14 protein-coding genes are annotated in these 15,363 nt (G+C 39.1%); 9 read left to right on the top strand and 5 right to left on the bottom strand.

Annotated elements, in window-relative coordinates:
• The first annotated feature begins 204 nt into the window (after positions 1-204).
• From B3E92_RS11065 to dusB, 5 genes are all read left to right on the top strand, one after another.
• Positions 205-1,608 (top strand): anthranilate synthase component I family protein, encoded by a 1,404-nt coding sequence (locus B3E92_RS11065; protein WP_070561608.1) that lies wholly within the window; start codon positions 205-207, stop codon positions 1,606-1,608.
• The gene (locus B3E92_RS11060; RefSeq protein ID WP_070561610.1) at positions 1,605-1,898 is read left to right on the top strand and encodes a chorismate mutase; all 294 of its coding nucleotides are present in this window, start codon (positions 1,605-1,607) and stop codon (positions 1,896-1,898) included. Before B3E92_RS11065 ends, B3E92_RS11060 begins: the two co-directional genes overlap by 4 nt.
• A complete protein-coding gene (locus tag B3E92_RS11055; protein ID WP_070561612.1) occupies positions 1,885-2,460 on the top strand; it encodes an anthranilate synthase component II in 576 nt (191 codons plus the stop codon). Before B3E92_RS11060 ends, B3E92_RS11055 begins: the two co-directional genes overlap by 14 nt.
• Before the next feature lie 11 nt (positions 2,461-2,471).
• Positions 2,472-3,254, top strand: a complete 783-nt coding sequence (gene trpC / locus B3E92_RS11050; protein WP_070561614.1) for an indole-3-glycerol phosphate synthase TrpC — start codon at positions 2,472-2,474, stop codon at positions 3,252-3,254.
• Between the two features lie 185 nt (positions 3,255-3,439).
• Entirely contained in the window at positions 3,440-4,435 is a 996-nt protein-coding gene (dusB, locus tag B3E92_RS11045) for a tRNA dihydrouridine synthase DusB (RefSeq protein WP_070561616.1), read from the top strand.
• Between the two features lie 67 nt (positions 4,436-4,502).
• On the opposite strand, the gene B3E92_RS11040 is transcribed toward dusB, so the two are convergent.
• From B3E92_RS11040 to B3E92_RS11030, 3 genes are all read right to left on the bottom strand, one after another.
• Positions 4,503-5,972: a lipopolysaccharide biosynthesis protein gene (locus tag B3E92_RS11040; protein ID WP_083295782.1), complete on the bottom strand. Its 1,470-nt coding sequence runs from the start codon at positions 5,970-5,972 to the stop codon at positions 4,503-4,505.
• 44 nt (positions 5,973-6,016) lie between these two features.
• The gene (locus tag B3E92_RS11035; RefSeq protein ID WP_070561618.1) at positions 6,017-6,298 is read right to left on the bottom strand and encodes an acylphosphatase; all 282 of its coding nucleotides are present in this window, start codon (positions 6,296-6,298) and stop codon (positions 6,017-6,019) included.
• A 118-nt stretch (positions 6,299-6,416) separates the two neighbouring features.
• Complete coding sequence (locus B3E92_RS11030) at positions 6,417-7,592, bottom strand: amidohydrolase family protein (RefSeq protein WP_070561620.1); 1,176 nt, start codon at positions 7,590-7,592, stop codon at positions 6,417-6,419.
• A gap of 408 nt (positions 7,593-8,000) precedes the next feature.
• On the opposite strand from B3E92_RS11030, the gene B3E92_RS11025 reads away from it, so the two are divergent.
• The 4 genes from B3E92_RS11025 to ggt all read left to right on the top strand — a co-directional run bounded on the left by B3E92_RS11025 (position 8,001) and on the right by ggt (position 13,210).
• Entirely contained in the window at positions 8,001-10,436 is a 2,436-nt protein-coding gene (locus B3E92_RS11025; RefSeq protein ID WP_070561622.1) for a TonB-dependent receptor, read from the top strand.
• Between the two features lie 209 nt (positions 10,437-10,645).
• Positions 10,646-11,104: a D-aminoacyl-tRNA deacylase gene (gene dtd / locus B3E92_RS11020; RefSeq protein ID WP_070561625.1), complete on the top strand. Its 459-nt coding sequence runs from the start codon at positions 10,646-10,648 to the stop codon at positions 11,102-11,104.
• An 18-nt stretch (positions 11,105-11,122) separates the two neighbouring features.
• Positions 11,123-11,449: a nucleotide pyrophosphohydrolase gene (locus B3E92_RS11015; protein WP_070561627.1), complete on the top strand. Its 327-nt coding sequence runs from the start codon at positions 11,123-11,125 to the stop codon at positions 11,447-11,449.
• Positions 11,450-11,509: 60 nt separating this feature from the next.
• On the top strand, positions 11,510-13,210 hold the full coding sequence (gene ggt, locus B3E92_RS11010) for a gamma-glutamyltransferase (protein ID WP_070561629.1): 1,701 nt from the start codon (positions 11,510-11,512) through the stop codon (positions 13,208-13,210).
• Positions 13,211-13,279: 69 nt separating this feature from the next.
• Here the strand turns inward: ggt and groL are convergent, their stop codons facing one another.
• Both groL and B3E92_RS11000 read right to left on the bottom strand, forming a co-directional pair.
• On the bottom strand, positions 13,280-14,917 hold the full coding sequence (gene groL / locus B3E92_RS11005) for a chaperonin GroEL (protein WP_070561631.1): 1,638 nt from the start codon (positions 14,915-14,917) through the stop codon (positions 13,280-13,282).
• Between the two features lie 163 nt (positions 14,918-15,080).
• Positions 15,081-15,356, bottom strand: a complete 276-nt coding sequence (locus tag B3E92_RS11000) for a co-chaperone GroES (protein WP_028070710.1) — start codon at positions 15,354-15,356, stop codon at positions 15,081-15,083.
• Positions 15,357-15,363: the final 7 nt, after the last annotated feature.

Here is a 15,363-nt window from a genome sequence, read left to right as displayed (position 1 = left end):
TTTTATAAATTTGTGTAATAATGACACGAAGATATACAAATACAAATTGGTGGTGGCCTGAAGCAATAAGCATCGGGAACTAATTGGTATTGTCATAATATTTCATAATCAACCAAAACCATTTATGGAAATTCCAACCCCGATGCTGACCAGTATCGGGGTTTTTTTATACATAATTTACAAAAAGAAGATAAGACACAAAAAATGAAGTATACATTCAAAACACAAACCAGAAAGTTGCTTGCGGATACAACTACCCCCGTGAGCATCTATCTTCGTCTAAGAGATATCTTTCCAAACTCCTTGTTACTGGAAAGCTCCGACTACCATAGTCGCGACAACAACATAAGTTATATCTGTTGTCAACCAATAGCTGGAATCCAGCTCGATGAGGAAGAGCTGACGCTCACTTATCCGGGTAGAGAACGTATCGCAAAAAGTGCACACGAAATCGAATTACGTCAAGAAGTTTCCGATTTTAGAAATTCGTTCGAAGATCATACAATTGCTGAACTTAACTTGATCTCCAATGGCCTATTTGGTTACTTCACCTTCGATTGTATTGAACACTTTGAGGACATCAAACTCACAACAACGGTAGATCCAGCACGGAAAATACCGTTTATGCAATATCATGTTTACAAATATGTCATTGCCATCGACCACTTCCGTAATCAACTCTATATTTTTGAACATCTGCTGGACGACGAAGAATCAGAACTTGAAAGAATGCAGTTCCTTATTCAGAACAAAAACTTCCCTGAATATACCTTCAAACTAGCTGGTGAGGAAAGCTCCAATCGTACCGATGAAGAACACCGTCAGCTGGTCAAGAAGATGAAAGAGCATATCCAACGTGGCGATGTATTCCAGATTGTTCCATCCAGAGGCTTTAAGACACCATTCTCTGGTGATGAATTCAATGTCTATCGTGCACTCCGCTCCATCAACCCATCACCTTATCTTTTCTATTTTGACTACGGTGATTTTAAACTTTTCGGATCTTCGCCTGAGGCTCAACTGCGTATTCACGGAAAACAAGCGACGATTTTCCCTATTGCAGGAACATTTAAACGGACAGGCAACATGGAAGAAGATCAAAAAATAGCCACCAAACTCAAAGAAGATCCAAAAGAGACTTCAGAACATGTTATGCTCGTAGATCTTGCCCGCAATGACTTAAGTAGACATTGTACCCAAGTTAAAGTTGAGTCCTACATGGAACCACAATATTACTCCCATATTATCCACTTGGTCTCTAAAGTAACGGGCACATTAAAAGATAATATCAATCCATTTGACATCGTAGGCGATACGTATCCAGCGGGTACACTTTCAGGTGCTCCAAAACATATGGCGTTGACACTGATTGATCGTTACGAAGGATTACAACGCTCATTTTATTCTGGTGCAATTGGATTCATGGGTTTTAACGGCGACTTTAATCATGCCATTATGATTCGTTCCTTCCTAAGTAAACAAAACACCCTACACTATCAGGCCGGCGGTGGTATTGTACTAGATTCAGATCCTGAAATGGAGCTACAAGAAGTAAATAACAAAATTGCTGCTCTACGAAAAGCATTACAATTAGCAGAAACATTATGATCAGACCATTGGAATACTGTGTCAACAAGCAACATATCCATGATTCGGTAGACACTATTGACAACCGCATCGTTGAGCTATTGGCATTACGAAAAACCTATATCGGTAAAGGTAAGGCCTTCAAGGATGAGCAAAACGAAGAGCAGCATATTATTCGGAACCTGGGCAGTAATTATGGAGTGCTGGCAAAAAGATTTAATTTGCCAACCGAATTTATTCAATCTATATTTCAGGAAATTGAAAATTATATTAATCAAGATTTTATAGTAAAAGGTTATGAGCAACAATAAAATAGTCGTTATAGACAACTACGATTCGTTCACTTACAACTTGGTCCATTTGTTACAGGAATTAGATCAAGAGTATGTTGTATGGAGAAATGATAAATTCAAACTGGAAGATATTGATGCTTTCGATAAAATACTTCTTTCGCCCGGACCAGGCATTCCGGAAGAAGCTGGATTATTGCTTGATGTTATCCGTACCTACGCTCCACATAAAAGTATATTGGGCATTTGTTTGGGCCAACAGGCGATCGCAGAGGTTTTTGGTGGTACGCTATTCAATATGGAAAAACCTTTGCATGGCGTAGCAACAAATATTACCGTTGTTGATGAGTCAGAAAAATTGTTTCGCGACTTCCCAAAAGATTCCAAAATAGGACGCTATCATTCTTGGGCCGTAAACAAAGACACCTTACCGGCTAGCCTCAAGGTAACGGCGATCGACGAGAATGGCATCATTATGGCCTTAACCCATACTGAATACGATGTAAGGGGAATGCAGTTCCACCCAGAGTCGGTATTGACCACAAATGGTAAGAAATTAATTGAAAACTGGTTAGGAATCTAACATCTAGAAAAATGACTATACTTGATAAAATCATTGAACGAAAAAAAATAGAAGTAGAACAGGCAAAAGCTTTAGTTCCTTTGGAGGAATTATTAAACTATCCCTATTTCAATGTGGCTTGTCTATCGTTGAGAGAATCTATTCTTGATCCTGAAAAAACAGGAATTATAGCTGAATACAAAAGAGCATCGCCATCAAAAGGAGACATCAATAGCACTTCAGCAGTGGAAGATGTTGTAAAGGCATACGAGGAGGCAGGTGCTTCAGCGGTGTCTGTTCTGACGGATGGGGAATTTTTCAAAGGCAATTTAGAAGATCTATCGAAAGCACGTAAGGCTATTAGCATTCCTATCTTAAGAAAAGAATTCATCGTCGAAAAGTATCAGATCGCCGAAGCAAAAGCGTATGGCGCAGACATCATTCTTTTAATTGCAGCATGTCTGAAAAAGGAGGAAGTTCAGGAATTTGCAGCCTATGCACATCAATTGGGTTTAAATGTCTTACTTGAGGTGCATAACGAACAGGAACTGTTGGATAATCTTTTTGATGACATTGACGCAATCGGTGTTAATAATAGAAATCTGAAAGATTTTTCAGTCGACATTCAGCATTCCTATGATCTCCTAGACAAAATACCAACAGAATATATTAAAGTATCTGAGAGCGGCATAGCTGATCCTTCGACAATTAAAGCCTTAAAAAAAGCTGGATTCCAAGGTTTTCTAATTGGTGAAAATTTCATGAAGACAGCCGATCCTGGACAAGCCATCAAAGACTTTGTAAAAGAAATATAGGGAAATCGAACCCTGACAGCAGGACGGCTATCCTCTCCTTTAATTATCGATTTGGCGGGCTTAGCGATTTGAACAGTCAACGTTCGACAGGGTCTGAAGAGATCAAAAATAGGCTTTAAACTCGTGACAGTGAGTTAACTTTATACTAATGCCAAATTTTGTACCTTTGTAAAAAATTATCGAAGATGTCGGTCAAGATTGGTGAAAATATTGATTTGGGTAAATTCCCTTTGTTATTAGCTCCGATGGAGGATGTAAGTGATCCTCCGTTTCGCTATGTGTGCAAACAGAATGGTGTTGATTTAATGTATACTGAATTTATTTCTTCGGAAGGGTTAATTCGGGATGCTGCAAAGTCAATTCAAAAATTGGATATTTTTGAGTATGAACGTCCTATTGGCATTCAGATCTTCGGTGGAGATATTGAAAGTATGCGTCAATCTGCTGAAATCTGCACAAAAGCAGGACCTAATTTAATCGACATCAATTACGGCTGCCCAGTTAAAAAAGTAGTCTGTAAAGGAGCTGGTTCATCCCTGCTACAGGACATCGATAAAATGGTTGCAATGACAAAAGCTGTCGTTGAGGCTACGGATTTACCCGTAACGGTGAAAACACGTCTTGGTTGGGATGACAACACAAAAAATGTATACGAAGTTGCTGAAAGACTACAAGATGTGGGGATCAAAGCACTGGCTATTCATGGACGTACGCGCGCACAATTGTATAAGGGTCAGGCGGACTGGTCCATGATTCGGGATATCAAACGTAATCCGCGTATCAAAATCCCAATTTTTGGCAATGGCGATGTAGACTCTGTCGAAAAAGCTGCGGCATGGCGCCAGGAGTTTGAAGTGGATGGCATTATGATTGGCCGTGCAGCAATCGGATACCCTTGGATCTTTAGAGAAATCAAACATTTTTTCAATACTGGCGAACGTTTAGAAGGACCTACCATTGCTGAACGTGTCGAGGTTTGCCGAACACATCTCAACAAATCCATCGAATGGAAAGGTGACAAATTGGGTATTTTTGAAATGCGTAGGCATTATGCGAATTACTTCAAAGGAATCCCCAACTTTAAAGAACACCGCATGAAATTAGTCAGCTTACAAAGCCAGGCAGAGATTCTTGAGGTACTTTATGAAATTGAACACAATTTCTCCGCAGAAATGGTATAATACTGAAGTCTACAATTTATAAAGAAAAAGGTCGTGCTAAGTTAACATTAGCACGACCTTTTTTCTTTTAAGCATCTTTCTTGATAAATCGCTTGAGCTGATTTCGTTCCATCAAAAATACACCTCCCAGGTAAGCGATTAAAAGTCCATTACCAATAAAAACATTATGATGAAATACAAAGTAAGAAAGGTAGGAGAAACATATTCCCGCAAATATATACATCAGGATCTTTCCCAATTTATAAGGTATAGGGTAATGTTTTTGCCCCCATACATAAGATAGCACAACCATAGCAAAGTAGGCTAAAAATGTGACTATTGATGCTCCCACATAGCTGTATCTCGGAATCAGATAATAATTTGCCACGATGGTTATTCCTGCGCCTACCAATGAAATATACAAAGCGTACCGCGTTTGATCAGAAAGCTTATACCATACCGAAAGATTCATATAAATCCCCAGCAGCACATAATTGAACAGCAACAAAGGAACAATGAAAAGTCCAGACCAATATAAGTCACGTGTTTCCACATTTCCTTTAATAAAATACTTCAGCCAGTCAATATTCGCTGTAATCCCCAACATAACTAACATCATGGCAATGACGAAATATTCCATAATTAACGCATAGGTCTTTTTCGCATTTGCATTTTTTGCATAAGAAAAGAAAAATGGCTCTGCCCCCAATCGAAAAGCCTGAACAAAAATACTCAGAAACATCGCCAATTTTCCAACGGCTCCATAGATCCCCAAATCGCGATCACCAATATCCTTAGGCAGGTAGATTGGCAATACAATTTTATCTAAATTTTCGTTGATGATATAAGAAATATTGGCTATTAAAATCGGAAAGCTATAGGATAGCATCTTTAAGATTAGCTGCTTTTCGGGTTTAAAATAAAAACCTCTCATTTCAGGCAGAAGAAATAGAAAGGTCGCTGCACTTGCCACAATATTGGAAATAAATACATAACCTATCCATTCATTTCTGTACCAACCGGAACACCAAGAGCCCAATGCACCTCCATCTTTTATCAAATAGGGAACCAAAGCAATAAAGAATAGGTTAAGAACAACCATAATACCGATATTGGCCAATTTAATAGCACCAAATCGGATAGGCTTTCCCTCCGATCTCAATTTCGCAAAAGGAACAATAGCTAAAGCATCCAATGCCAATATGAGGGCAAAATACTTCACATAGCTCTCGTAATCGGCATTGTAAGTTCCCTTATTCAACCAACCACCAATAGTGCCAGCAAAGACAATGGCCGTTATAAAAAATAATGTTGCCAGAGTGGCAATGACGATAAAACTATTATTGAAAACCTGCTTCTTATCCTTTTCTTCGACTTTTTGGAGAAACCTAAAAAAAGTAGTTTCCATACCAAATGCCAAAACGGCATTGATCATGGACGCCCAGGCGTACATATTGGTAAATATTCCGTAGGACGCAGGTGGATATTTGAGGACATAGAGTGGCGTCATAACGAAATACAGCATACGTGCTATAATCGTACTCAGGCCATAAATCATGGTCTGTCCAGCGAATTTTTTAAGTACTGACAAGGTGAAAAGACTTAAGATTGAACTCTTTTAACTACTTCAAAATTGGAAAAGCCCTTCATTTCGCCTTCCTTTACTTCAACACTTTCAACAATTGCACCCTCGGGCCCTTCTTGGCAGAACTCCAACAGTGAATCTAGTGCAAACTCGTCGCCCTCGCCCTCAATATAGACAGAACCATCTTTTAAATTGACAACAAAGCCCCTAACACCAACTTGATCTGCAACCGCCTTGGTTGTCAATCTAAAAAAGACTCCCTGTACTTTACCTCTTATTGAAATATTCAAATGTTTCATCTGTAACTTATTTTTTCTTCCATCGGTCAGATGGAACTTACCATGACTATAGTTCCGTTATTATAGTCATGGACGGTTCAATAAGAGCAAAAGTACAGAAGTTTTGGGGAATTAAATACTACGCTAAACGTTTTACCTTAACATCTTCATGTAGGCGCATGTGTTCCATACCTTGCAACAATACAATCCCAGGCTTTTTACCCACTTCAAGTGAGCCAAATTCATCCTCAATGTTCAACGCGATCGCACCATTAATCGTAGCCCATTGAATAGTCTGCAAGAAATCGAGATCCTCAAAGTGCGCATGCAATACCTTTAGTTCCTCCAAAATGGATAATGTATCATTTGAAGCTAAACTGTCCGTTCCGATTACTAAACGCTGTCCGGCATTCATAAAATTCTGAACCTTTGGTAATGTTCCTTCAATATAAAGGTTGGCTTTTGGACAAAGACACCACATCACATCACGATCCATGCGCTCTACAAAATCCAGATCTTTAAGAGAAGTATAGGTATTATGAACCAACAATAATTTATTGGGATATGGCAAATAAGGAAGATAGGACTGAATCGAATTTCTTGCCTGCGCCTTAATCGCATCGGCGTTTTTTCCTATACTTTTATAAAAGTCCAGGAACTCCCCCATTTTATAACGAAACAGTTTATTCTCCTCTTCACTTTCTTGATTGTGGATACTGATAATATTTGTTTCCGGAACCATCTTCTTGAATTTTTTGAAAAGTACTTTCGAACAAGAATATGGCGCGTGTGGCGTAATGGATACATGCCCATTCCTAAACTCTTGAGTCAACGATTTAGCCTCTTTTAACTTAAAGTCAGCTTCGTCAGGTTCAATTCCGAGCACCTCCACAAACGTATGATATAAGATCTGAGAATCTTCCTTCAGTTTCGAGGAATTATCTGTGTTGGCATGATCTCCGACTGCAACAATACCATTTTCATACATCTCTCGATCGGCTTTTGCCATAGCGTCGTCTATTTTTTTCATCGACGCCGACCGCGTTGTCATCACCTTACTAAGAAAACTCGGAAGTCCCGTACCTTTAGGGACAATACCTTTCATATGCGACAATTCAATGTGGCAATGTGCATTGATAAAACCTGGAATTATCACTCCTTCATATCTCTCAACCTTCGTTTTGTCTGAAGGTGTAAATGAAGTTGGGTCATAGATACCTTGAATTACCCCCTCCTCATCTACCGAAACAATACCATCTTTTATTGGCATTGAAGTAATCGGCAGAATATAATTAGCGCTTAAATATTTTAACATTTTATCTCCTCACTATCAATTTAGTAACTAAAAATTTTTGACCTGTATGAATACATACCTCTAGTAGAAAAATTCATGCCAAGGTACCTAAAAAGAACAATAAATACCAAAAACAACAATTTGCACAAATTTTTAACCAAAAAGAAATAAAGCCGTAAATCCACTCTTTTGTATTTGTCATAAATTACTTCTTTATACTTCATTTCAATTTTAAATTTATATATTCGCAGCATCGAATAGGGGTGCCTTGTTTTGTCAGGAACACAAATAAAGGCTGAGATTATACCCAACAGATTAAATTCTGTACACCTGATCCAGATAATGCTGGCGTAGGGAGAGGTTAGTTAAATAGTGCGGTCATAGTAACCCCTTGCTATGATTTGTTTAACTCAAACAAAATACATTACCATGATCAAATTTTTGATTTGTAGCTCCTTAGCTACTATTTCAAGTCAAATTGCCATTGCGCAACAAAATCTGACAATTAAAGCTGTAGACAATACCAATCAGACTCCCTTACAGTACGTTTCCATATCCATCGATGGACAAGCATCCTTCGCTGGCCAATCGGACAAAAACGGACTGATTAAACTATATCGTATCAATACAGGTAAGCATCAGATTCAGGTATCTTCTCTTGGATATAAAACATGGAGCCGAAATGTGGATATTAAAGACAATTTGGAACTTACGGTAGCATTAGAACCTAGTACAATTCAAATGGAAGAGGTCCTTGTTCAATCTACCCGTGCCAAAAGAAATGCTCCTACAACCTTTAAAAACATCTCCAAAGAAGAAATAACACGTAACAATCTCGGTCAGGATATCCCATTTCTTTTAAATCAGACCCCGTCCGTGCAGGTAAATTCCGATGCCGGTGCGGGTATAGGTTATACAGGAATGACGATCAGGGGATCCGACAATCAACGAATCAACGTAACACTCAATGGAATCCCCTTAAATGATGCAGAGAGCATGGGTTCCTTTTTTGTAAACCTTCCCGACTTTGCCTCTTCTACCGAGAGCATCCAAGTTCAGCGTGGTATTGGGACCTCGACGAATGGCGCCGGATCATTTGGAGCCTCATTAAATATCCAGTCCAATACTCTAGTAGAAACCCCTTACGCAGAACTCAACAATTCATTTGGCTCTTATAATACTTGGAAAAATACGGTCAAAGTCGGTACCGGACTAATTGACGACAAATTTGCCTTCAATGCCAGATTATCTCGAATAAGTAGCGATGGTTACATCGAAAGAGGTAGTTCAGACTTACAATCTTTCTATGTGGACGGAGGGTATTATGGCAAGAAACATATTTTAAAAGGAATTGTATTCTGGGGAAAAGAAAAGACCTATCAAGCCTGGAATGGCGTTCCTGAACCATTGATTACAGGAGATCGGTCGCGCATGGATGATTATGCAGATAATGCACTCGAAATTTCCGGTGCCGAGAAGGATCGTTTCATGAACGCTGGCCGTAATTATAACCTATACACGTATAACAATCAAACAGATAATTATACGCAGAAACATCATCAACTTCATTATACCAATATACTGAACGACAAATTGACGCTCAATACAGCCTTACACTATACAAGAGGTTATGGTTACTATGAAGAAATGAGACCGGGAGATAAACTAAGTAAATACGGTTTGCCTAACGTCATTATTGGTAAGGACACCATTCAAAAAACAGATCTTGTCCGCAGGAGATGGCTGGATAATTATTTTTACGGAATGACTTATGCTCTGAATTACAGGCCGAACGATCAGCTTGAAATTACTTGGGGTGGAGCTTATAATCAATATAAAGGAAAACATTATGGCCAGGTGATTTGGTCACAATATGCATCAACAGGATTTCTTGACGACAAATATTATTTTGGGAAATCACAAAAAAATGATTTCAGCAATTTCTTAAAAATCGATTACAAACTAGACAAATGGATATTAATGGCCGATATTCAATATCGGAATGTAGATTACCACATGTATGGTGATGATGATAAGGTAAAAAATTATAATTATCATCCTAAGTTTAATTTCCTGAATCCTAAAGCCGGTGCAACTTATCTGCTAAATGACCATTCAAATGTATACGCTTCTTATGCCTTTGCACAAAAAGAACCTGTCCGAAAGGATTTTATAGAGAAAAATAGCGCCTTACCAGATCCTACCCCAGAGAAAATGCAGGACATTGAATTGGGCTATCGTTTTACAAATGAAAAATTCAACATCGGATTAAATGGATATGGCATGTTTTACAAGGATCAGTTGATCCCAACAGGTGAAATTAGTGATACAGGCGCTCCAATTCGACAAAATGTCAATGATAGCTATAGAATAGGTCTTGAATTCGATGGATCATGGAACATCAGCAAGCAGTTCAATTGGAAAGCAACAGCTAGTTTCAGCCAAAATAAAATTAAGGACTTTGAAGAGGTCATCGGCGATACAAGGATATTTTATTCGAAAACAAACATTGCTTTATCACCGGGAACTATTTTGTCAAGTAATTTCTCTTATAGTCCAATAACATCACTTACATTTTCGCTTCTATCCAAATTTGTAGGAAGACAATACCTGGATAATTCTTCTGCAAAAGAGAGAAGCATTTCCGCTTATTTTGTCAACAATCTGTTAGCAAACTATAACTTTACAGCATTAGGTATCAAAAACATCAGTGCAACCTTACAGGTCAACAATATACTGAACGAGAAGTACGAGGCCAATGGCTACACCTTTGGCTGGATGGAAGGAGATACCCGGAAGTATTATAATTTCTATTTCCCACAAGCCCCAACGAATTTCTTACTGGGCTTGAATTTCAAATTCTAAACCACCCTTTATAAAAGCCTCCTGATTCCAAACGCATTAGTAGCTGGGAAGGCGGACTGAAGGTCGCTTCTGATCAAATCCTTTAGCATAATTAGCGTCCCTTTTTCCTTCGGGAGAAAGGGACGTTTCTATATATACCTTGGAGAAAACTGAATTTCCCATCGTGTTTGACAATCGGAATTTTTACCTTTGGTTTTATACTTTTCACTATGCGCGCAGTTATACAACGAGTTACCAAAGCTTCTTGTACGGTAGATAATCAGATAACAGGCCAGATCCAGAAGGGTCTAATGATTTTATTAGGAGTTGAAGAAGCAGATACAACGGAAGATCTGAAATGGTTAGGACAGAAGTTCATCAACTTACGCATCTTCGAGGATGAACAGGGTATGATGAATAAGTCGATACAAGATGTAGACGGAAATATCTTACTCATCTCACAATTCACGCTCTTTGCTCAAACAAAAAAAGGAAACAGGCCTTCCTTTATCAGAGCAGCAAAACCGGACAAAGCCAAACCAATGTATGAAGAGATGGCTTTACTGCTAAGTCAATTGCTCCAAAAAGAGGTTCAGCTTGGCATATTCGGAGCCGATATGAAAATCGACCTACTGAATGATGGTCCAGTTACCATCGTCATGGACACAAAAGATAAGGACAACTTTTAATTTTTAATTGAACACAAGATGACTATTAAAGAAGCACAAGAGATTATTGACAAATGGATCAATAGTACCGGAGTACGTTATTTCAACGAGTTGACAAACACCGCCATACTCATGGAAGAAGTCGGTGAAGTTGCCCGAATAATGGCTCGGCAATACGGAGAACAATCTTTCAAAAAGTCAGACAAAGAAGTTAATTTAGCAGATGAAATGGCCGATGTATTATTCGTTTTGATGTGCCTTGCCAATCAAACGGGAATTGATCTAACAGCGGCTTTGGAACAAAATCTTCAAAAGAAATCAATTCGGGATGCCGACCGCCATAAAAACAACGAAAAACTTAAATAACCAAGAGTAGTATTGTTTGTACACCTCTTTGAGATAATATTTAATTTTAAATCGCGTACGATGTATAAATTCATAACCTATTCGCTCATAGCAAGCATATGCTTTGCCTCTTGTGCGACAAGACAGCAGCTAAATACTAAGGTTGAGCAGGCCAGTACTTTTAATAAGGCTGCCGTTGTCACAGCACATCCTTTGGCTTCAGAAGTCGGGGTAAAGATTTTAAAACAAGGTGGGAATGCAATAGATGCTGCAGTTGCCGTACAATTTGCTCTTGCAGTTGTTTATCCCAATGCAGGAAATATTGGCGGCGGTGGCTTTATGCTCTACCGCGATCATCGGGGTAATTTAGATGCCTTAGATTTTCGTGAGAAGGCTCCCCTAAAAGCATCCCGGGATATGTATCTCGATGCCCAAGGCAATGTTATTCCGGAGTTGAGCCTTTATAGTCAATTGGCCTCTGGTATCCCTGGATCTGTTGCTGGTATGTGGGAAGCCCACAGAAAGTACGGCAAATTACAATGGAAAGATCTCGTACTCCCAGCAATACAGCTAGCCAGAACAGGGTTTAAAATCAGTCAACGACAAGCCAATGAGTTTGAAAGCCATAAAGAGCGTTTTGTCAAACTGAATCCCGCTGGTGCTGCAATTATCAAAACCACAGTTTGGCGAGCAGGTGATCTATTTATCCAGGAGGAACTTGCAAAAACACTGGAAAGAATCGCAATCGAAGGCCGAGACGGTTTCTATAAAGGTAAAACGGCCGATTTAATTGTTGCCGAAATGGACAAAGGGAAAGGCATTATTAATCATCAAGATCTACTGGATTATCAGGCACTTTGGCGTACCCCAATTTCCACAAATTATAGGGGCCACAAAGTTATTTCCATGCCACCACCTTCGAGTGGGGGAACATCTCTTTTAGCCCTGCTCAAATCAGTCGAACAGTTTCCACTTCAACGCTGGGGCTTCCAAACCGATTCAACCATTCGTGTTATGGTCGAAGCTGAACGCTATGTATATGCCAATCGGGCTAAATATTTAGGAGATCCTGATTTTATTAAGGTACCTGTCGAACAGCTTATTGACTCAAGCTCAAATGCGCATAAACTCCATTCAGTCAATTTCCATAAAGCGACATCAAGCAAAGATGTCAATGCAGATGTCATTCCGGGTTATGAAAGTGAACAAACGACGCATTTCAATATTGTAGACGAGCAAGGGAATGCAGTATCCATTACAACAACACTTAATGATTCTTATGGCTCAGGAGTATTTGTGGAGGGCGCAGGTTTTCTCCTAAATAATGAAATGGACGATTTCTCCGTAAAGACCGGTATCCCAAACATGTATGGGCTTACTGGGGAAAAAGCGAACGAGATTCAGCCCGGCAAAAGGATGCTCAGCTCCATGACACCCACTATTGTAGAAAAAGATGGCAAACTATTTATGGTTGTAGGAACCCCTGGAGGATCAACCATCATTACCTCTGTTTTTCAGACCATCCTCAATGTTATTGACTTCCGACAAAATGCCCAATCAGCTGTGAGCCTGCCAAGATTTCATCATCAATGGCTTCCTGATCGTATTGACGTTGAAAATAACGCAATCGATGTCAATCTACGTGATCGATTGACAAAAGATGGCTATACGATAAATCCGAGAGGGACAATCGGTCGTGTGGAGAATATACTTGTATTACCAAATGGTAAATTACAGACAGGAGCCGACCCGCGTGGAGACGATACGGCAAAAGGCTATTAAAGAACAAAAAGAAAGGCTCATTTGGAATTCCAAATGAGCCTTTCTTTTTTATTTAGAAATGGGATGATCTTACATCATTCCACCCATACCGCCACCCATTGGAGGAGCACCAGCACCTACAGGGTTTTCTTCAGCTTCGTCAGCCAATACACACTCTGTAGTTAATAACATTGAAGCAACTGAAGCTGCATTTTCCAATGCTACACGAGATACTTTAGTTGGATCAATTACACCAGCAGCGATTAAGTTTTCGTAACGGTCTGTACGTGCATTGTAACCGAAATCTGCAGTTCCTTCTTTCACTTTTTGAACGATTACTGCGCCTTCGATACCAGCGTTATTACAGATCTGACGTAATGGCTCTTCGATAGCGCGTTTGATGATGTCAATACCGATTTGCTCATCTTCGTTGTCACCTTTAAGGTTTACCAAAGCTTCAGTTGAGCGAATGAAGGCAACACCACCACCAGCGATAATACCTTCTTCAACAGCTGCACGAGTTGCGTGTAAAGCATCATCAACACGGTCTTTTTTCTCTTTCATTTCAACCTCAGTAGTTGCACCGACATATAACACGGCTACACCACCTGACAATTTTGCTAAACGTTCTTGTAGTTTTTCGCGATCGTAGTCAGAAGTTGTTGTTTCGATTTGTGAACGGATTTGAGCAACACGTGCTTTAATATCCTCTACATTACCAGAACCATTGATAATCGTTGTGTTATCTTTGTCAACTTGAACTTTTTCAGCTTGACCTAAGTAAGATAACTCAGCATTTTCTAATTTGAAACCTCTTTCTTCAGAGATAACAGTACCACCAGTTAAGATAGCGATATCTTCTAACATTGCTTTACGACGGTCACCGAAACCTGGAGCTTTAACAGCCGCAACTTTCAACGAACCACGGATTTTATTAACAACTAATGTTGCCAATGCCTCACCATCTAAGTCTTCAGCAATGATTAATAATGGTTTACCAGTTTGAACTTGTTTCTCCAAGATAGGCAACAATTCTTTCATGTTGCTGATTTTCTTGTCGTAGATCAAAATGTATGGATTATCTAATTCCGCTTCCATTTTGTCAGAGTTGGTCACAAAATATGGAGACAAATAACCACGGTCAAATTGCATACCTTCTACAGTTTTTACTTCTGTTTCAGTACCTTTTGCCTCTTCAACAGTGATAACACCGTCGTTACCTACTTTTTCCATTGCTTGAGCAATCAAAGCACCAATTACTTCGTCGTTGTTTGCAGAAATAGTAGCAACTTGTTTAATTTTATTATTGTCTTGACCAACTTCTTGAGATTGAGATTTCAAGTTAGCAACAACAGTTGCAACAGCTTTGTCAATACCACGTTTTAGATCCATTGGATTAGCTCCAGCAGCCACAGATTTGATACCTGGAGCAACGATTGCTTGTGCCAATACAGTAGCAGTAGTCGTACCGTCACCAGCTTGATCAGCTGTTTTAGAAGCTACTTCTTTTACCATTTGTGCACCCATATTTTCTAAAGCGTCTTTCAATTCGATTTCTTTCGCTACCGAAACACCATCTTTAGTAATTACTGGAGCACCAAATTTTTTCTCAATAATTACGTTACGTCCTTTAGGACCCAATGTTACTTTAACTGCATTCGCTAAAGTATCTACACCTTTTTTAAGGGCCTCGCGAGCCTCAACGTTATATTTTACTTGTTTTGCCATTTTTATATGAGTATTTAGTATTTCTAAGAAGTGTAATTCGAGTTTAAATTAAACCGTAAACCGATTTATTTTTTACACGTCCAATTTTACAGCTTCACTAAAATAACCTATTGAATTTTTAATTGAGCCAGTAAGCTCGTTTTAAATAAACTGTTCCTATTAATTAGATAACCGCGTAAATATCAGACTCACGCATAATTAAGTACTCTTTTCCTTCGTAAGTAATTTCAGTACCTGCGTATTTTCCGTATAATACTTTGTCACCAACTTTCACAGTTAACGGTTCGTCAACTTTACCTGTACCTACAGCAACTACTGTACCTTGAGATGGTTTTTCTTTTGCTGTATCGGGGATATACAACCCTGAAGCTGTTTTTTCTTCTGCTGGAGCAGCTTCTACTACTACTCTGTCTCCGATAGGTTTGATACTTAATGCCATAATTAAT

This window comes from Sphingobacterium sp. UBA6317 (assembly GCF_002440385.1).
GTDB lineage: Bacteria > Bacteroidota > Bacteroidia > Sphingobacteriales > Sphingobacteriaceae > Sphingobacterium > Sphingobacterium multivorum.
The sequence above is the reverse complement of the archived record's forward strand: the minus strand, read 5'-3'. Positions and strand labels throughout refer to the sequence as shown.